13 protein-coding genes and 1 riboswitch are annotated in these 19,043 nt (G+C 71.9%); of the genes, 3 read left to right on the top strand and 10 right to left on the bottom strand.

The genetic code is table 11. The features are described from left to right. Positions 1–48 precede the first annotated feature (48 nt). The gene (locus D7193_RS02605) at positions 49–1,380 is read left to right on the top strand and encodes an alpha/beta hydrolase (protein ID WP_120777764.1); all 1,332 of its coding nucleotides are present in this window, start codon (positions 49–51) and stop codon (positions 1,378–1,380) included. On the opposite strand, the gene D7193_RS02610 is transcribed toward D7193_RS02605, so the two are convergent. The 8 genes from D7193_RS02610 to pdxY all read right to left on the bottom strand — a co-directional run bounded on the left by D7193_RS02610 (position 1,381) and on the right by pdxY (position 12,231). After that, on the bottom strand, positions 1,381–3,042 hold the full coding sequence (locus D7193_RS02610; RefSeq protein WP_241562794.1) for a glycoside hydrolase family 10-like protein: 1,662 nt from the start codon (positions 3,040–3,042) through the stop codon (positions 1,381–1,383). Positions 3,043–3,104: 62 nt separating this feature from the next. After that, a complete protein-coding gene (locus D7193_RS02615) occupies positions 3,105–3,704 on the bottom strand; it encodes a TlpA family protein disulfide reductase (protein ID WP_120777765.1) in 600 nt (199 codons plus the stop codon). Then, a complete protein-coding gene (locus tag D7193_RS02620) occupies positions 3,701–4,132 on the bottom strand; it encodes a hypothetical protein (RefSeq protein WP_120777766.1) in 432 nt (143 codons plus the stop codon). Before D7193_RS02620 ends, D7193_RS02615 begins: the two co-directional genes overlap by 4 nt. 80 nt (positions 4,133–4,212) lie before the next feature. Then, complete coding sequence (locus D7193_RS02625) at positions 4,213–6,267, bottom strand: M6 family metalloprotease domain-containing protein (protein ID WP_120777767.1); 2,055 nt, start codon at positions 6,265–6,267, stop codon at positions 4,213–4,215. Between the two features lie 239 nt (positions 6,268–6,506). Continuing rightward, positions 6,507–9,095, bottom strand: a complete 2,589-nt coding sequence (locus tag D7193_RS02630; RefSeq protein WP_206611841.1) for a M14 family metallopeptidase — start codon at positions 9,093–9,095, stop codon at positions 6,507–6,509. 195 nt (positions 9,096–9,290) lie between these two features. After that, positions 9,291–10,925: an amidase gene (locus D7193_RS02635; protein WP_206611842.1), complete on the bottom strand. Its 1,635-nt coding sequence runs from the start codon at positions 10,923–10,925 to the stop codon at positions 9,291–9,293. Continuing rightward, positions 10,922–11,224: a hypothetical protein gene (locus D7193_RS02640; RefSeq protein ID WP_120777770.1), complete on the bottom strand. Its 303-nt coding sequence runs from the start codon at positions 11,222–11,224 to the stop codon at positions 10,922–10,924. The genes D7193_RS02635 and D7193_RS02640 overlap by 4 nt, the downstream gene beginning before the upstream one ends. Before the next feature lie 155 nt (positions 11,225–11,379). Further along, on the bottom strand, positions 11,380–12,231 hold the full coding sequence (pdxY, locus tag D7193_RS02645; protein ID WP_120777771.1) for a pyridoxal kinase PdxY: 852 nt from the start codon (positions 12,229–12,231) through the stop codon (positions 11,380–11,382). 187 nt (positions 12,232–12,418) lie between these two features. Here pdxY and D7193_RS02650 point away from each other — a divergent pair, with 187 nt between their 5' ends. Together D7193_RS02650 and D7193_RS02655 are read left to right on the top strand one after the other, a co-directional pair. Further along, entirely contained in the window at positions 12,419–13,078 is a 660-nt protein-coding gene (locus D7193_RS02650; protein ID WP_120777772.1) for a TMEM175 family protein, read from the top strand. A 27-nt stretch (positions 13,079–13,105) separates the two neighbouring features. After that, positions 13,106–14,344, top strand: coding sequence for a MalY/PatB family protein (locus D7193_RS02655; protein ID WP_120777773.1), 1,239 nt, complete (start codon positions 13,106–13,108; stop codon positions 14,342–14,344). 108 nt (positions 14,345–14,452) lie between these two features. Here the strand turns inward: D7193_RS02655 and D7193_RS02660 are convergent, their stop codons facing one another. Together D7193_RS02660 and helR are read right to left on the bottom strand one after the other, a co-directional pair. After that, the gene (locus tag D7193_RS02660; RefSeq protein ID WP_120777774.1) at positions 14,453–16,201 is read right to left on the bottom strand and encodes an amidohydrolase; all 1,749 of its coding nucleotides are present in this window, start codon (positions 16,199–16,201) and stop codon (positions 14,453–14,455) included. Between the two features lie 186 nt (positions 16,202–16,387). Continuing rightward, positions 16,388–16,485, bottom strand: a riboswitch (glycine riboswitch). Between the two features lie 223 nt (positions 16,486–16,708). Beyond that, positions 16,709–18,892, bottom strand: a complete 2,184-nt coding sequence (gene helR, locus D7193_RS02665) for an RNA polymerase recycling motor ATPase HelR (protein WP_241562795.1) — start codon at positions 18,890–18,892, stop codon at positions 16,709–16,711. Between the last annotated feature and the right edge of the window lie 151 nt (positions 18,893–19,043).

A 19,043-nucleotide genomic window follows, 5' to 3' on the forward strand; every position in this document is an offset into this window, starting at 1 on the left:
TACTTGCGCTATCAGTGCAGAAATGTGTCCGCCACTTCCGGAGGATCGATGCGCACGTCTCGTCGAAGGCTGCTCGCCCTGCTGGTGGGGGGCGCACTCGCGGCCGGCCTGTCCGTCACCGCCGTTCCGTCCCCCGCCGGGGCGTCCCCCGCCCAGCCGTCGTACCGGCCGGTGATCTTCGTGCACGGCAGCGCCGGCTCGGCGTCGCAGTTCCAGACCCAGGCCAAGCGCCTGGCCAGCAACGGCTACCCGATCGACATCATCGAGGCGCACGAGTACGACTCGCCGAACGTCGCCACGATCCTGCCCCAGATCTACGCGGGGCTCGACGCGCGGATCTCCCGGCTGCTGGCGGCGACCGGCGCCGACGGGGTGGACCTGCTCGGGCACTCCCTCGGCACGTTCGTCGTGCAGGGCTACCTCACCAGTTCGCCCGCGCGGGCGGCACGGGTCGCGCACTACGTCAACCTCGACGGGCGCACCGCGGCGTCGCCTCCCGGTGGCGTGCCCACGCTCGCCATCTGGGGCGAGGGCGACCCGGCCCGGGCCATCGTGGGCGCGAGGAACGTCCACTTCCCGGACCAGTCCCACACGCAGACGGTGTCCTCACGGGAGTCGTTTGACGAGATCTTCCGGTTCCTGCGGGGCGCCGCGCCGCGCACGACGCAGATCGTGCCCCAGATCCTGGGCACCGCCCGGGTCTCCGGCCGAGCGGTGCTCTTCCCGAGCAACGCGGGCGTCACCGACGCGACGCTCGAGGTCTGGCCGGTCAACCCGCTGACCGGGGGCCGCCTGACACACCGGCCCGCGCACCGGGTGCCCCTGACCGGCGACGGCTCGTTCGGTCCGTTCCCGGTGCTCGCCACGGCCCGCTACGAGTTCGCGGTCGTCCGCGCCGGGGCGGCGACCCACCACTTCTACTTCGCGCCGTTCCTGCGGTCCGACTCGTTCGTGCGACTGCTCACCAGCCCGCCCGGCGAGGGCCTCGGCGCGCTCGTGGACACCAGCGACCGGCACACGGCGCTGACCATCCAGCGCCAGAAGGAGTGGTGGGGCGACCAGGGCGAGGCCGGTGACAAGCTCTGGATCAACGGCCGCAGCGTCCTGAACGCGGCGAACACGCCCCGCGCCAAGAGGGCCATCGCCATCTTCGCGTTCGACGACGGCAGCGACCGCGTCACCGACCTCAGCGCCCCGCTGCCGGAGTTCTTCGCGCAGACCTTCATCACCGGCATGGACGTGTTCATCCCGGCCGCACCGGCGCACCTCGGTCTCGTGTCGATCGCGGTCGGTCACCGCGGCGGCGGGCTCGACGTGCTCACGGTGCCGAACTGGCGGTCCAGCGAGCACCGCGTGACGGTGAACGTCGACGACGCCTGATCAGGCGACCGACACGGGTGCGCTGAGCCCGCCCTCGTTCCCGCTGCGGTCCAACCCGGACACGCAGTACGAGACGGGGCCGTCCGCCGGTGCCGCGCGGTCGACCCAGCCCGCCTCCCGGGTGGTCCCGACGAGGCGGGCGGCGTCGCCGTCCACCCGGTAGACGGCGAAGCTCGTGGCGCCGGTCGCCGGCCAGCTCAACGCCACCCCGCCGGCCTCGACGCTCCGCGCGGCGGTCACGGTCGGCGCGGCCGGCGGCGCCGCCGGGAGCTGCGCCATCACGGGCACCAGCGCCGGGGCGGCGTAGTGCGCCCGGCTGTACCGGCTGACCGCTCCCAGCCGGTCGGCACGCACCTGCCTGGCACTGAAGTGCACGCTGCCGTCCACGCCGTGCCGGCGGTTGAGGGCGAGCTGGCGATCCAGCTCGCCGGGGTCGCGCCAGGCCCCCCGCTCGCCCACCCGGTAGTCGGCCTGACCGATGTAGAGCTGCACCCGGGTGCCGCGCACCGTGGCCGCCCACCACGGCAGCAGCTTCGCGTAGTCGGCCTTGTCGAACCCGATGTGCCAGTACAGCTGCGGCACGACGTAGTCCAGCCACTGCTTCCGTACCCACAGCCGGGTGTCGGCGTAGATGTCGTCGTAGCTCTGAAGGCCGGCCGTCGGTGAGCCGGCCGGGTCGGTGCGCTTGTTGCGCCAGATGCCGAACGGGCTGATGCCGAACTTCACCCACGGCTTCGTCGCCTTGATCCGCTCACTCATCTCGCGGACCAGCGTGTTCACGTTGTCCCGGCGCCAGGCGTGCCGGTCGGTGAACCCCCGCCCGTGCCGGGCGTACGCCGCGCCGTCCGGGAAGTCCTGCCCGGCCTCGGGGTACGGGTAGAAGAAGTCGTCGAAGTGCACGCCGTCGACGTCGTACCGCTGGACCACCTCCAGCATCGAGTCCTCGACGAACCGGCGCGCCTCCGGGATGCCGGGGTTGAAGTAGAGCCGGCTGCCGGGCCGGTCGGCACTGGGGTAGGTCACCGCCCACTCGGGGCGCCGCCGCAGCGGATGGTCCGGCGCGAGCCGGTCCAACTTCGGGCCCGGTCCTCCCACCGACGCCGGCTGGCCACCCCGGTAGGGGTTGAACCAGGCGTGGAACTCCAGGTTGCGGGCGTGCGCCTCGGCGACCATGAAGGCCAACGGGTCCCAGCCCGGGTCGCGGCCGTCGCGGCGGCCGGTCAACCACTCCGACCACGGCGCCCGCTCCGACGGCCAGAGCGCGTCGCCGCTCGGCCGCACGTGCACGAAGACCGCGTTGTGGTTGCGCCGCACGGCGAGGTCCAGCCAGGCGCGGAACTCGGCCCGCACCGTCTCGGCCGGCAGGCCGGGGCGGCTCGGCCAGTCGATGTTGTTGACCGTGGTGATCCACATGCCGCGCAACTCGCGGGACGCCGTGACCGTCCGGCCGGCGCACGCGGACGTGCCGCCCACCGGGGCGGCCCCGCTCGCCGCCTCGGGGACCGGGGCGTCGCCGCGTCCGGGAGCGTGGTCGTCGCCGGCGACCCGGTACAAGGACCACGCGCCGCCGGAGAGGGCGACGGCGAGCGCGGCGAGCACCGCGACGAGCAGGTGGGTACGACGCCGGACGGCGGCGGGCGCGGACGGGATGACGGCGGGCACCGGCCCAGTCTGCCGAGCCTCGCGCGCCGGTTGAACCCTCCGGGCCGTTCCTTAACGTTCCGCTAAGCCAGCACCAGCTCGCGCAGCTGCGCGTCGAGCGCGGCCGCGTCCACGCCGCCGGGCCAGCCCCGCAGCAGCGCGCCGCCCTTCGCGACGAGCACCACGGCCGGGGGTTCGCGGACCGCGTACGACTGCCAGATCGCGCCGTCGTCGTCGACCACGACCGGGTACTCGACCCGGTGCGCCCGCAGGTACCGCTGCACGTCCTCGGGTGTGTCCTCGGTGACCACCCCGACGAACGCGACCGCGTCGCGGTGCGTGCGGGCCAGCTCGCTGAGGGCGTCCTGGCGCTGCTCGCAGGGGCCGCACCACGAGCTGAAGAAGACCAGCACGACCGGGCGGGCGGCCCACAGGTCGGCGAGGGCCAGGGTGCTTCCGTCGGTGAGGGTGCCGGTGACGGCCGGCGCCCCGGGGGCACCGGAGGGAGCCGGGCGCAACGCCAGCCCCGCGGGCGCCGGGCCGGGCAGGGCCGAGGCCCCGCCGGCGATCGGCGCCGGGGAGGCCGGGACGTCCTCGTCGTCGGAGCAGGCGGCGGTCGAGGCGAGGACGCCGGCCAGGGCGAGCGCGGCGGCGGCCAGCCGGACGGCACGGCGGCGGGTCACGACGGCACCACCGCCACCAGCGCCGGTCCCTCGCTGTCGTTCGGGGTGAGGGCGATCGGCGGGTGCCCGTCGACCACGAGGCGGTAGGCGTCCCGCGTGGCCACCGTGACGGGCACCGCGAACTCGCAGTACGTCGGCACGCGCTCCACCTCCAGGTCCTCCTCGAACGTCGCCACGGACGTGCCCGACGGTAGCGCGCCCTCGGCGAGGGTCCGACCGTCGCCGTCGATCACCTGGAACGGCGCCCGGTTGTGGAAGTGCGTGTACGGGCCGGTTCCCGCGCACTCGACACCCTCCGGCCGGATGTTGATGTCGCGGACGAGCACCCGCACGGTCGTCGTCGAACGGGTCTCCTCGGCGTCATCGCACGCGGTCAGCGCGCCGGCGAGCAGCGGCGGCAGTGACAGCACCGCCAGCAGGCGCCGCATGTGTCCTCCCAGATTGTCAGGGGTGCGTCCGGGGCGGCGGCCAGCGTGTGGCCACCGCCCCGGACCGTGCTGCCGTTCGCTCAGCCGAGCTGTGCGCGGGGCCGCTCGACCCGGCACTGGCTGGTCACGGTCTTGCTGGGGTCGCTCTCCGAGGTGGCGGTGAGCGTCACCAGGGTGGTCGCGGTCGCGTCGGCGTTGGCACCGACCGAGACGTTGACCGGGGTGGTGGCGCCGAACTCGGCCGTGGCCAGCTCGTTCGGCAGTTCCACCTTCCAGCCCGTGCCACCGACGGTCGCCGAGAGACGGTACACGTCGGACTTCAGGTAGGCGCTGGCGTCCTCCGGGTGCGACTGGGCGCCGGCCACGTACTGACCCGTGTTGGTCAGGTCGAACGTGCAGTTCGCGCCCTTGCCGGTCGGCTGGCCGTGGGTGATCAGCTTGCCCTTGGACAGGTTCACGCCGTGCTGGCTCGGGCCGGCACCGTCGAGCGAGCGGACCGCCACGGTGTACGACAGCACGCCGTCGCCGTCCCGGCGGAGGTTGAGCACGTAGAAGTGCAGGCGGTTGGCCTCGTCCACGTACTCGTACTCGCTGCCGGAGTTGGCGCCCGCGTGGAACAGGGCGTCGGACAGCTGCCGGTAGTCACCCATGGTGATCTTCTGCGGGGTGCCGTTCGGCTGGTAGAAGTCCACCATGTCGATGTCCTGCGGGTTGGCGTCGACGACCCACACGAACGGCTGGCTGTCGTTGTTCTTCGTCTTGCTGATCATGACGCCGTTGTCCGGGGTGAACGAGTCGGCGCCCATCCGGTCGACGACCTCGACGGTGTAGTTGTTGAACTTGCCGCCGTCGCAGAGCGGGTCGGCGTCGTCGCACTTCGAGCGGTCCTCGTTCATCGCGATGTTGATGCCGGTGAGGCCGCCCTCGCCGGCGTCCACCGCGCGGGCGGTGACGTCGGCCACGACGAGACCGGAGGACGCCAGGCCCTCCCGCGACAGCCGCAGCGCGTGCTCCTCACCGAGCAGCCCGATCTTCAGCTTGTCCCGCAGCGTGTGCAGCGAGCCCATCGAGCCGCCGTTCACCGGCGGGATCTGCCAGCGGGTGTGCGGTCCGCCAGGCCCGTTGAAGGAGCCACGCGACATCATGCTCCAGATGCCGCTGTACGCCCGCTTCAACGGTGTGCCGTACGGGTTGTTGTAGTTGTCCCCGATGCTCAGCAGGTGGCTCAGCTCGTGGGCGTACGTGCCCATGCCGGAGCTCTCCGCCTGCGTCGAGGAGCCACCGCCCGCGTTCGGCCAGATGGTGGCGGCCGCCTTCCAGGACGTCCACTCGACGTACCGGGTCGACGCGTAGTTGGGCAGGGCGGGGTCCGGCGGGCCCCACGCGTCCGGCACGTCCTCCTTGGTCTGGAACATCATCTGGCCGAACTCCTGCCAGGTGGACGACTCGTCCTGGCCGGCGGAGAGGATGAAGACCAGCTCGAAGCTGTCGGCCACCTCGTCGCCCACGGCCGCGCGCCAGGCGCCCAGCCCGTCGGTGCGGATGTTCCGGTTGCACGACTCACCCGACGGGCAGGCGCCGGGGTTGAAGCGGTTGTCGATGCCGTACTGGTAGGACTTCGACGGCATCTTGTACGGGCCGAAGCCGGTGAGGTCGACGCCGTAGCGGCCGTTGGAGTCCTGCATCCAGTACTCGTGCAGGGTGTGGCCCTTGTTGAGGTCACCCGGCTTGTTGAGGAAGTCCTGGTAGAACTGCGGGACCTGATCGCGGGGCACGTTGGCGGCGGTCGCCTGCGGGTTCCCGAAGACCGTCGAGCCGGCCGGCTGGGTGATGACGAACGGCTGGTCCGGGTAGTCCAGGGTGACCAGCGCGATCTTGAAGTTGCGGACCGACCCGCGCACGGTGGGGTCGGCCCAGTTCTTGTTCGGGACGGGCTTGTAGTCGTCCCACGTCATCGTGTCGGGGTTCTGCCAGTTCTGGGGGTCGAGCACCTGGAACGGGACGGGCCCGTCCGGTGCGTCGCCCGGCGCGGCGGTGGCCGGCCCGCTGGCGCCGGACGCGACCAGGACGGTCGCGATCCCGGCGGCCAGCACCGAACGCCACACTGCGCGGCGTCTGGTGGGCAGAAGGTGCATCGGGTCACCTCTTTCGGGGGTTGACGAGAGCGGAGTGATCGGGCCGGCAGGGTACGCCGGCCCGATGATCACGCCTGATTGGCGAATCTAGAGCCAGTCGGTTGCGCGGTCACCGTGCAGATGTCGGCAGGTGGACCGGCCTCTTTCGACACCTGTCGAGGTCGCCGCCGTCCTGGTCGTACGGTCGACCGGCGGGTGGCCGGGCGCTGGCGCGCCCGGCCACCATGACCCGGGTCGGATCAGTCCTGACCGCCCAGGTACATCGCGTTGAACAGCAGGCGGTAGGTGCCGTGCGACTGCGCCCGGTGCTGCGGCTTGAAGCCGATCATCACGACCTGCCCCTCGCCCACCTTCGCGGTCACCACGGCCGCCTTCCCGCCGATGACGTCCTCTCCGAGAAGGAACCCGCTCTTCAGCAGGTCCGTCTTCGGCCAGGTGGCCGCCACCGTGACACCCTGGGCGCCCTCCTCGACCTCGAAGGCGGGCCCGTCGGCGACGAAGGCCGACGCGGTCGACCCGAAGCCGGCGCCCACCGGGTCGCTCGCGTCGACGTTCAGGTTCAGCACCGAACCAGGGATGTTGAGCTTCGTCTCCTCGACCCCCGCGGTGACGTCGCGGACCGGCACGTCGAACGCCTGGATCGGCAGCTGGGCGGCCCGGTTCAGGGTGACGACCGTGCCACCGGCCTCCACGAACGCCTTCAGGTTGGCCACGCCGGCGTCGGTCATCCCGCCGGTGTACTCCGGCGGCAGCGAGCCCGCCGCCCGGCCGTTGCGCATCGAGTTGTACGTGGCGTCGGGCAGCACGATCGTGTCGAACGTCGCCCGCAGGTTCCCGGCCCGGACCGCCGCGTTCGTGAGCTTCTGGTACCCGAACCCGAACTGGTCCAGGATCAGCCGGGTCCAGCCCTCGTCGTAGTTGTTGAACCCGTCGTACAGGCCGATCCGGGGTGCGGCGAGCGCCGTCACCGTCGCGGGCTTCGCGTCGACCGCGGCGATGCTCAGCCCGAGCTGGTTGGCGAGGTCGGTCACCCGCTTCTCGGTGCCCGCCCGCGCCGTGACCAGGAAGGTGCCCGCCGGCAGCTTGCCCGTCCGGGTGGTGACCTCACCGGTGCTGCGCGCGATCTTCTCCCCGGCCGCGAGCAGGGCGTTCACCGCCGCGGAGCTGTCGTTGACCCGCGGGTCGAGGGCGTACGCGTACTTCGGCGCGCCGGCCACGACGCCCTTCGGCACGCTCGGCCAGTCCACGTCGACCGTGCGGGTCCGCACGTTCTGGTCGAGCTTGTCGACGGTGACGCCCATCTGGAACGACAGGGTGTAGCCCGTGATGTCGTACGGCGGCTCCAGCGGGCCGCCCGGGTAGAGCCGCCGGTCCGGGTACTTCTGCGGGTTGAGCAGGTCCAGCACGGCGGCCCGGTACGGCTGGGCCTCGCGGACCAGGTAGCTGCCGGCCGGGTAGGTGCGGTTGCCGACCGTGAACGAGTCGACCGCCTTCTCCACCCGGATGTTGTTCCAGCGCAGCTTGTCCACGAGCTTGGTGGCGGTCGGGTAGTCCGCCTGGTCGGCGGGGATCACGTAGGTGGTTCCCTTGCCGTTCTGCCCGCCGTCGCGCGCCATCTTCGCGACGCCGTTGAGCAGCGCCTCCCGGTCGTCACTGGCGACCCGCAGCATCGCCCACGAGGCCGTCTTGATGTAGTCGCAGCTCTGCGACAGGTGCCACTCGCCGCCCTTCCAGGGGCTGGGGTAGAACACCGACGGCTCGCTGGTGGAGGTGCCGTCCGCGAAGGTCTTCGGGAAGGTCGCCGGGTCGTAGTAGCGCGGCGTCGCCGAGGCGTGGGCCGTCTCGGTGAGGATGCCGATCTGGTTGTGGTAGTACGGCGCGGTCCGCGCGCCGCCGTTCCACCAGATGTCGTACGACTGGCGGGCGAGCGCGCCGCCCTTGTCCTCCCGCTCCAGCCGCTGCCCCATCGCGTCACCGACGAGGTTGACGCCCCGGACGACCTGCGGGTGAATGTTCGGGTTCAGCGGGTCCTCGTAGGGCGGGATGCTGATCCGCGCCGGGAAGACGGCGGTCTGGTGCACGTTGTGCATGACCTGCGGGATCCACTCGTGGAACAGCTGACGCCCGACGTTCTGCGTCTCCTGCAGGTTGAACATGTACCAGTCGCGGTTGTTGTCGTGGCCGGCGTACTTCTGGTACAGCTCCGGGTAGCCGGCGTCCTGGTAGGGCCCGCCGAGGTTCTTGCGGTACCACTCGGCGACCTTCGTGCCGCCGTCCGGGTTGACGTTCGGCACGAGCAACGTGATGACGTTGTCGCGGATGGCGCGCGCCTCCGGCGTCTCGCTCGTCACCAGGTCGTACGCGAACTGCGGCGCCGTCTGGTGCCCCGCCACCTCGGTGGAGTGGATGCCGAAGTCGACCCAGGCGATGGCCTTGCCGCTCTTCGCCAGGGCGCGCGCCTCCTTCTCGGGGAGAGTGTCGCCCTGCGACAGCCGCACCGAGGTCTCCCGGTAGCGCCGGAGGTTCTCCTCCTTGAGGTTCTTCTCCGAGGAAACGATGGCCATCAGCTGCGGCCGGCCCTCGCTGGTCCTACCGATCTCGACCAGCTTCATGCGGTCGCTGGCCTTGTCGAGCTTCCGGTAGTAGTCGGCGATCTGCTCGTACGTCGCCAGCTTGTAGTCGGCGCACGGCACCCAGCCGATCACGGCCTCCGGCTTCGGGACACGGTCCCGGGCGGTGGCGGTGGTCGCCGACGTCAACGCCTGTGTGCTCACCAGTGCCAGCACGCAGGCAACCGGCAACGCCGTTCGAGTCAGTCTTCGTTTCACCTGATCCCCCTCCATACACGGGCACGACGGAATAGGGACCGACAGGGGCGGCCGCGCCAGATCGGATGCGATCGATTCAACAGGCTCCGATCGGTGGCAGGAACGCCACGGGCCGCAATTGAGGAAATCTTGAGCGTCGTCGATTCCCGGACACGAGGGAGGGCGGGAGTTCCCTCTCCCGCCCTCCCCGGCCGTTCACTGCGTCAGTTCGGCGACCTGTTCGGCGGTCAGGCGCGGCGCCTCGTCGACCCGCATCCGGGCGGCGGCGGCCGGCGGGTCCGCCGGACGGCGGTGGTGCCAGTCGGACACCGCCTGGTAGGCGGCCACCACCGACAACAGGCGGTCCTCGGCGTACGGCAGGCCGCCGAGGATGGTGCCGATCGGCATTCCGGCGGCCGTGGACCCGATGGGGAAGGCGATCTCCGGCAGGCCCAGGATGTCGAACGGCACGGGATCGGTCTGCACCACCACGTCGCAGGCGTCGAAGAGGTCGCCGAGCACCCGTTCCATCAGCACCAGCTTGGCCCGCTGGCCGGTGATGAACTCGTTGCCGCCCAACAGGGCCCCCTGCAACCAGCTGGTGAGCGACACCCCGAAACCCCGCAGGTCGGTGCGCAGGTACGGCATGAACGGCTCGCTGCGCTCCGGAAGGCGGATGTTGTTGAAGGTGCCGCCGGTCAACACGCTCCACTCGTTGGGCAGGGGCACGTCCACCAGCGTGACGCCCGGGATCGCGGCGAGCTGCGCCAGGTACGCCTGCCGGGCCAGCGCGGTGGCCGACGTCCCGCTGGCGAAGCCGGGCAGGACCCCGATCCGGGTGTTCCAACGCAGCTTGACCCGGTTGCGGTGGAACACCGGGGTGGCCGCGTCGATCAGGTTCGGCACGTCCGGCAGCCCCTGGCTGCGCGGGTCGGCGGGGTCCGCGCCGGCCATCGCGGTCAGCATGATGGCGGCGTCCCGGGCGTCGCGGGCCAGCGGGCCGGGATGGTCGCGGGTGTAGGTGAGGGGGATGACGCCGGCCGCCGACACGCGACCCATGGTCGGCTTGAGCCCGGTCAGGTTCTGGGCGTTGGACGGGGCCGTGATCGAGCCACCGGTCTGGGTGCCGATGCCCGAGGTGGCCATGCGCCCGGCGACCGAGGTGGCGGTGCCCGTGGACGACCCGCCCGGGTCGACGCTGCGGTTGGTCGGCGCCCAGGCGTTCACCGTCGTGATCACGCCGGCCGGTGTGGTGGCCCTCGTGGTGGCCAGCGGACCCATCTGTGTCTTGCCCAGCACGATGGCCCCGCCGGCCTTCAGGCGGGCCACGGCCGTGGCGTCGTAGGGCGGCACGAAGTCCTGGAACAGGAAGGAGTTCGCGGTCGTGCGGACGCCCTCGGTGTAGTAGTTGTCCTTGATGGCGAGGGGGATGCCGTGCAGCGCGCCGCGCCGGGGCCGGCTGCCCGCATCCCGCGCCGCCGCGAGCGCCGCGTCGGCGAGCACCAGGTTGAACGCCTGGTAGATGCCGTCGTACGCGGAGATCCGCCCGAGGTACGCCTCGACCAACCGCTGTGGTGTGAGCCGGCCGGCGCGGATGAGCCAGGCCGCCTCGGCGATGGTGAGTTCCGTCGGGTCGGCCAGCGCCTCCGGCCGCGGTTCGACGTAGGCGTTGGGACGGTTCAGCGCCTGCTCCCGCCGCCGCGCCTCGCCGGCGGTGGACCGGGGCGTACCCGCCGTCGCCACCGACGGCAGCGCGACGGTGGCCCCCGCCGCGGAGGCCGTGGCCAGCACGGCGGCGCGGGCCAGGAAGGCCCGGCGGTCGATCGAACGGTCCAGGGGTTCGGCGCTCATGCCTTCCGCCATTCCGTGCTGTTGGAGGGGTACAGGATCGGCACGCGCTGCTGCGACAGCGCCTTGGCGGCCTCCGGGTCGGTCGCGTCGGGGGTGGGCACCTGGTACGCGGCCAGCGTCGCCACGGTGCCGCGCACGAACGAGCGCAGCGAGGCGAGCACGGAGTCGCGGCCGGGCGTGCCGGTCTCCGGGTCCGCGGCGGTGCCGGGCGGGAGTTGGTCGAGGTCGATTCCGAGAGCCGCGAGCCGGGCCGTGATCAGGGTGTTCAGCTCGGCGTCGGTGGGCGGGACAGGGGCCATGGCGCTCCTTCACGTGGGGCACCCGGGGGTGCTGCCGTGATCCGGCGAAGTGATCCGAACCTAGGCGGGCCACCGTGGCGGAGAAGCGCGTGAGCGATGGAAATTGAGGAATACTTGAGTCTGGCCGTACCCGATCGGCGCGAACGGCGGACGCGTCAGCGCAGGCGGCGGGCGGCGAACCGCTCCGGCGGGTTCGCGATCGCGTCCTGCGCCGCGATCAGCTGGAGTTCCCGGGTGCCCGTCGCGAGGGTCTCCTCGAAGATGGCGAAGACGGACGCGATGGTGCGTTCCAGGGCCGTCGCGGGTGAGCCCGTCGTCCGCAGGTGCGCCAGGTAGAGCGCCGCCGTGACGTCGCCGCCGCCGTTCGGGTTGATCGGCAGCAGCGGCGTGGTCACGGCCCAGGCGCCCTCGTCCGAGACGGCCACCACCTCCAGCGACCCCGACGGCACGTCACCGTGGAGCACACTGGTGACCAGGACGTGTCGCGGCCCGGTCGCGCGCACCACGTCGACCGCGTCGAGCAGCTCCGGGAGGGACGTGGTCGTCCGGCCGGCGAGGAAGTCCAGCTCGAAGTGGTTCGGGGTGATGATGTCCGCGCGCGGGACGACCACGTCGCGCATGTACTCCGGGATGCCGGGCCGGACGAACATCCCCCGGCCGAAGTCGCCCATCACCGGGTCGCAGCAGTACACGGCGTCCGGGTTGGCCGCCTTGACCGTGTCCACGGCGTCGAGGATCACCGCGCCCATCGCCGGGTCGCCCTGGTAGCCCGACAGCACCGCGTCGGCGCTGCCCAGGACCCCGCGGTCCGCGATACCCGCGATCACCTCGGCCACGTCGGCGGGCGCCAGCAGCGGCCCGCGCCACGCGCCGTACCCCGTGTGGTTGGAGAAGTGCACGGTCAGCACCGGCCAGACCTCGTGCCCGAGCCGCTGAAGGGGGAAGACGGCGGCGGAGTTGCCGACGTGGCCGTACGCGACCGACGACTGGATGGACAGGATCTTCACCGGCTCATCATCGCGCCCGCCGCCGGTGCCCCACGCACGGGCTGCCGTTTCTGTCGCCTGACGCACTCAGCCGCCCGGCAGGAGGCTGCGCAGGTGATCACCGCACCACCCTGGGGGCCGGTGACGGGGGCTGCGACACGCCGCCCGGCTCCGCCCGCGGCGGCCCGGGGTCCCGCACGCTTGGCCGGTGACCAGAGCAGTCCGTGGGGCGGGAGGCGCGGCGCCGTTCGGCGCCGAGCGGGATCCCGCGCGGGTGGTGGCGTTCACCGACGCGGTCATCGCGATCGCCGTCACCCTACTCGTCCTGGAGATCCGCCCGCCGGACACCGGGCACCTGCTGCACGGTCTCGTCACCCTCTGGCCGTCGTACCTGGCGTACGGCATCACGTTCCTGCTGATCGGCCAGGTGTGGGCCAACCACCACGTGATGTTCGACCACATCCGTCGTGCCGACCGGATGGTCCTGTTCCTGAACACCGTCCTGCTCATGGACATCGCCTTCCTGCCGTTCGCCGCCGCCGTGCTGGCCGACGCGTTCCGCCACGGTCAGGGAGAGCGGGTCGCCGTCGTCCTCCACGGCCTCACGTTCGAGATGGCGGCCCTGCTGTTCAACCTCATCTGGCGGTACGTGGCCCGGGACCGCCGCCTGCTCGTGTCGACGATCGACCCGGCCGGCGTGCGGGCCATCGGCCGGCGGTTCCGGCTCGCCCTCACGTGGATCGCCAGCGGGACCGCCCTGGGCGCGCTGTTCCCGCCCCTCGGCGTGGTGGTGATCGCCGCCTTCATCCCGTACTACTGGCTGCCCATCCGGGGCGAGAGCGCCCGGCGGCGGCCGGCCGGACGGTGACGCCGACGTACGCCTAGGGTGGGCGGCATGGCAGGCCCTGTCCCCTCCGCCGTCGCCTCCGCGGGCCGGAACCCGCTCACCCAGCTCACGCTGGCCGACCTCCGGCAGCGCACCAGCGTGAAGTGGCGGATGCACCCGCCGGACGTGCTCCCCCTCTGGGTCGCGGAGATGGACGTTCCGCTCGCTCCGGCCGTGGCCGACGTCCTGCGCCGCGCCGTCGACCTCGGTGACACCGGTTATCCGCACGGAACGGCGTACGCGGAGGCGCTCGGCGGGTTCGCGGCGGGCCGCTGGGGATGGTACGACTTCCGCGTCGACCACACGACGGTCGTGCCCGACGTGATGATGGGCATCGTCGAGGTGCTCCGGCTCGTGACCGATCCCGGGGACGCCGTGGTCGTCTGCTCCCCCGTGTACGCGCCCTTCTACGCGTTCGTAAGCCACGCGGGCCGGCAGGTGGTCGAGGCGCCGCTCGGGCCCGACCTGCGGATCGATCCCGCGGCGCTCGACGACGCCTTCCGCCGGGCCCGGGCCACCGGCCGCCGGCCCGCGTTCCTGCTGGCCAACCCGCACAATCCGACGGGTGTCGTCCACCGCCGCGACGAGCTGGAGACGGTGGCGGCACTGGCCGACCGGCACGGTGTGCGGGTGATCTCCGACGAGATCCACGCACCGCTCGTGCTCGCGGGGGCGCGCTTCACGCCGTACCTCACGGTGGCCGGCGCCGAGAACGCTTTCGCCCTGACCTCTGCCTCGAAGGCGTGGAACCTCGCCGGCCTGAAGGCGGCGCTGGCGATCGCCGGGCCGCGGGCCGCCGCCGATCTTCGGCAGATGCCGGAGGAGGTCAGCCACGGGCCGAGTCACCTGGGCGTCCTGGCGCACACCGCCGCGCTCCGCGCCGGTGGGCCGTGGCTCGACCTCCTCCTCGACGGCCTCGACGAGAACCGCTCGCTGCTCGCGACGCTGCTGGCCAAGCACCTCCCGTCGGTCACGCACCACCGCCCGGAGGGCACCTACCTCGCGTGGCTGGACTGCACGGCGCTGGGCGTGGCCGCCGAGCAGCCGACGGACGAACCGGGCGTCGCCAGCGACCTGGCCGGGCCGGCGCGGATGTTCCTCGACCGGGCGCGGGTCGCCCTCAGCTCCGGGCACGTCTTCGGCACCGGCGGGGCGGGCTTCGTGCGGCTGAACTTCGCCACCTCACCGGAGATCCTCACCGAGGCCGTCACCCGCATGGGCCGGGCCGTCGAGGCGTCGGCCGGCTGACTCACGGCCGCGCCGTCGAGGCGTCGGCCGGCGGACGGTGCGGCCCGCCGCGGGCGGACCGCGCCGGCGGCGTCGTGCCGGCGCGGCCCGCGCGGGCCGGGTGTCCCGCTACTCCAGCGGAGGCAGGTTGAACGGCGGCAGCTCGGGCCCGAGGTCCGGGGCGGACTCGGTCGAGACGACCCGCCGGGGCGGCCAGGTGACGCCGCGTGGCGGCCAGGACTGGTTGGTCCGCTCCAGGAACCACTTCGGAGGCTCGTACAGCGGGAGCTGGTAGTCGTCCGGCAGCATGCTCTTCCACTTGATCTTGGAGGTGCGCCGGTGGAACTCCTCCTTCATCTCGGCCAGGATGGTCGGCTGGGTCAGCAGGTCGATGGTGGTGGCGGCCAGGTACTTGGCGGCGGCCAGCATCGACACGTGACCGGCGTGCGAGGCCGCGGTGGCCGTGTGGTGCCACGAATGGTTCTTCGTGCCACCCGGCTGGTGTGCGGTGCCCATGGAGATCGTGGGCACCTGCCAGCTGATGTCGGCGACGTCGGTGGAGCCGCCGCCCATGAACACGGGCGCCGGCGGCCGGAGGTCGTTGATCTTGTCCGAGAAGCCGGTCTCGGCGGACCCGTTCGACTTCTGCAGCGCCTTGCCGAAGCGCTGGTCTGCCTCGGAGAACGTGGGCGCGCCGAGCTGGGTCATGTTGGCGTGCATCAGCTCCGCGCCGCGCTTGTTGCCCAGCATGTTCCACACGCCGCCCATGATCCGGTACTCCATGCGGGTGTTGGTGGCCAGCGCTGCCGCCTCGGCGCACTTGACGATCTTGTCCATGAGGATCTTCGAGCGGGCCGGGCTGCCCTCCCGGGCGTAGTACCAGATGCTCGACAGCGTCGGGAAGACGTTCGGCGCCTGCCCGGCCTGCCGGATGGCGTGGTGCATGCGGGCCGTGTGGGCCATGTCGCTCTCGCGCAGGAACTCGGTCAGCATGGCCATCGCCGTGACGGCGTCCTGGGTGGACCGGGTGGCCAGCGGTGAACCGCCGTGGCCGTCGGTGCCGAGGAAGTGGAACGCGACGCTGTACATCGCGTTGCCCGAACCCCAGCTCGTGCTGTTGCCGGTGGCGGGGTGCCAGTCGACGAAGGCGTCCAGGCCCCGGTAGACGCCCGCCTTGACGGCCACCGACTTGCCGACCAGCTGCTCCTCGGCCGTGGACCCGAAGAACTTGATGGTGCCGTCGAGGTTGCGGGCCCTCATGGCGGCCGCGGTCGCGGCCGCGGCGCCCGCCGCCGCCGCACCCAGCGCGCAGTGCCCACAGCCGTGCCCGAAGCCGTACGTGGGCGCGTACGGGTCGTGGTGGTAGACCAGCGGGGAGTGCTTCGGGTTGCCCTTCTCCTGCGACAGTCCCGGCAGGGCGTCGTACTCACCGCTGAACCCGATCACCGGCCTGCCGGTGCCGTGACTGAACGTGGCCACGAAGGCGGTGGGCATGCCGCCCGCGCCCCACTCGATCCGGAAGCCGTTCGCCGCCAGGAACTGCGCCTCCGCCCACGATGAGTTCCACTCCGCCAGCGAGGGTTCCGCGTACTCCCAGATCCGGTCGTTCAGGCCAGCGATGCGGTCGGCCTGCCGGTCGATCCACGAGACGGCCGAATCCTTGGCCGGCGAGTCGACGGCGAGGTTGGTGGGCGCCTCGTAGTTGACCGGGTCCGCGGGCATCGTGTTGGGGTCGAGCGCCAGGTCGGACGCGGCGGCCAGGGCCGGATCCCCGGTCAGCACGGGGGCGACCGCCAGCCCGGCGCCGGCCATGCCGAGAAGGCCCAGCAGGTCCCGGCGGCTGTACCCGGACGAATCGAGATGATCGGTTTCGCACATGGTTCCACTCCTCGACTGCGAGCTGATCAACCGGACACCGCTAGCGGGTCATCGGCACGCCGAATCAGGGGACCAATGATCGATCCGGAGACACGAATGGGCGTGGGGGCGCAACGGTCGGGGGGTCGCCGGATCGAAAAGGCATGGCGTTGAGCCGGTTGACCATTGTGGACGCGGCGGGCGTCCTCCGTCCCCACTGTCTGTGTACCTGAGAGCGTCGCCGGCGCCGGCCGGCTTTCCCCTTCGGTGAGCGGCACACGCCGCTGCTCTCCAGTGGCGCCTCGGAGCTGCAGTACTTGGGCCTGTGAGTTTCCGGGGAGGTTGCTCCTTCGGCGCCTCCCCTGGCCAGGAGGAGGGCTCTCCTACAGCTCCTCAAACGGCTGATTTGATCCAACGCAGAACGGGGGCAGATGTCAACCCTCATCTCATTGTTGCCGGGTAAAGGATCTTGTGGACGCCAATGTTTCGTCCGTTTTCGGGATACCACGCGTGTCGTTGGGGCCGGCGTCAGGACGTCCTGAGGACGACGAGTTGGCGGGTCGCCCGGGTCATCGCGACGTACCGGTCGACGGCCCCCTCGATGCCCGCGCCGAACCGTTCCGGGTCGACGAGGACCACGAGGTCGAACTCGAGCCCCTTCGACAGCTCCGGGGTCAGCGACCGGACGCGAGACGTCCCCCGGAAGGTGGGGTCGCCGATGACGCAGGCCGTCCCTTCGGCGTGCGCGGCGAGCCAGGCGTCGAGGATCCCGCGCAGGTCGGCCGCGGATCCGTGGACGACGGGTACGTCGGTGCGGCGCACGGAGGTCGGCACGTTGGCGTCCGGCAGCACGGCCCGGATGACCGGCTCGGCCTCGGCCATCACCGCCTCCGGCGTCCGGTAGTTGATGGTCAACGACGCCAGGGTGACCCGGTCCAGCCCGATCCGGGCGAGCCGCTCCTGCCATGACTCGGTGAACCCGTGCCGGGCCTGGGCGCGGTCCCCCACGATGGTGAAGCTGCGCGACGGGCAGCGCAGCAGCAGCATCTGCCACTCCGCGTCGGTCAGCTCCTGCGCCTCGTCCACGACGATGTGCGCGAAGGGGCCGGCGAGCCGGTCCGGTTCGGCGGTGGGCAGTCCGGCCTCGTCGACCAGGGAGTTGCGCATGTCCTCACCGCGCAGCATCGTCAGCAGGCCCTCGCCGTCGTCATAGACGTTGGCGTCGAGCAGGTCGTCGACGACCCGGTCCATGCGCGCGTGTTCGGCGGCGACGGTGGCTTCACGCCGGCGCCCACGCCGGGACGCCTCCGGGTCGCCGAGCCGCTGCCGCGCGGCGTCCAGGAGCGGCAGGTCGGACACCGTCCAGGCGCGGGCGTCGGGGCGCTGGAATTTCCGGATCTGCTCCACGGCGAGCCAGGGCGCGCACCTGCGCAGGTACGCGGGGACCGACCAGAGGTCCGCGACGAGGTCGGCCGCGTCGAGCAGCGGCCAGGCGCGGTGGAACGCCGCGAGGAGTTCTCTGTTCCGCGACAGCGACCGGCGGACCAGGTCCTCCGGCTCCTCCCCCTCGTACTTGTCCACCAGGATCGTGAGCAGTTCCTCCCAGATCTCGTCACGCGCCTCGTTGTGGGGTGTCCCGGGCCCCGGCGCCCCGAACGCGTCGGCCCAGTCGTCGGCGCTCAGCCAGATGTCGGACTCGTCGGTCGAGACCCGCATCCCCCTGGCCGGCGGCTCCTCGTAGAACCGCACGGCCGCCTCGATCGCCGTCACCAGGGCCACGGACGACTTCAGGACGGCCACGTCCGGATCGGTCTCGTCGATCGCGGCGGCGCCCTCCGGCACGAGGTCCCGCAGGGTGCAGATCTGCACGTCCTCCTCTCCGAGGCTGGGGAGGACGTCGGCGACGTACGCCAGGTACGGCTGGTGGGGGCCGACGAACAGCACGCCGCCGCGGCGGTGACCGAGGCGAGGGTCGGCGTAGAGGAGGTACGCGGTACGGTGCAGGGCGACGACCGTCTTGCCGGTGCCCGGCCCGCCGTCGACGACGAGCGCGCCGCTCGACCCCGCACGGATGATGGCGTCCTGGTCGGCCTGGATCGTGCCGAGCACGTCCCGCATCCGCTCCGACCGGCTGCTGTCGAGGCTCGCGATGAAGGCGGACTGGTCGTCGAGGGCGGCGTGCCCCGCCAACCCGTCCGGCGTGAACACCTCGTCCCAGTAGTCGCTGATCCGGCCGCGCGTCCACCGGTACCGGCGGCGGCTCGCCAGGCCCATCGGGTTGGCGTGGGTCGCCGCGAAGAACGGCTCGGCCGCCGGGGAGCGCCAGTCGAGCAGCAGCCGACGGCCCTCGCTGTCCCGGAGGCCGAAACGGCCGACGTACACGGGTTCGGAGTCGTCCGCGCCGACCATGCGTCCGAGGCACAGGTCCAGACCGAAGCGACGCAGCCCCCGGAGGCGAGCGGTCAGCCTGCGGACCTCCTCGTCCCGCTCCAACGCCCGTCGCCCCGTGCCTCCCGGCGCCCGGCGCGCGGCGTCGAGGCGGTCCGACAGGTCGGCGATCGAGTGCGCGATGCTCGCCGCGATCGCCGCGAAATGCCGCTCGTCGCCGGCGATCAGCGCTGGATCGGCCTTCGCCGCGAGGCGATCGGGAAGGTCGAACGCGCTGGTGTCCAGCGGCGCCGCGGGACGAGTTCCGATTGGCGGTACAGACACTGTCGCGGCCCCATTTCCTGACGGTTTTTGGCTCGGCCGGCGATTCTGCGGTATGGACCGGGTCTTGCCGCAAGCCCCCAGGTGCGCTATATGTTGAAAGTGGCGGGGAGTACGTAGCGCATTCGCCGTACGGTAAATCGCCCCCGATAAA

Origin of the sequence: Micromonospora costi (genome assembly GCF_003626655.1) — a bacterium.
GTDB lineage: Bacteria > Actinomycetota > Actinomycetes > Mycobacteriales > Micromonosporaceae > Micromonospora > Micromonospora costi.

Bases quoted from the DNA above. Each gene is read 5' to 3' on its own strand.
- D7193_RS02620 (WP_120777766.1), bottom strand. From the start codon at position 4,132: ATGCGGCGCCTGCTGGCGGTGCTGTCACTGCCGCCGCTGCTCGCCGGC.
- D7193_RS02655 (WP_120777773.1), top strand. From the start codon at position 13,106: ATGGCAGGCCCTGTCCCCTCCGCCGTCGCCTCCGCGGGCCGGAACCCG.
- D7193_RS02625 (WP_120777767.1), bottom strand. From the start codon at position 6,267: ATGCACCTTCTGCCCACCAGACGCCGCGCAGTGTGGCGTTCGGTGCTG.
- D7193_RS02635 (WP_206611842.1), bottom strand. From the start codon at position 10,925: ATGAGCGCCGAACCCCTGGACCGTTCGATCGACCGCCGGGCCTTCCTG.
- D7193_RS02605 (WP_120777764.1), top strand. From the start codon at position 49: ATGCGCACGTCTCGTCGAAGGCTGCTCGCCCTGCTGGTGGGGGGCGCA.
- D7193_RS02660 (WP_120777774.1), bottom strand. From the start codon at position 16,201: ATGTGCGAAACCGATCATCTCGATTCGTCCGGGTACAGCCGCCGGGAC.
- D7193_RS02640 (WP_120777770.1), bottom strand. From the start codon at position 11,224: ATGGCCCCTGTCCCGCCCACCGACGCCGAGCTGAACACCCTGATCACG.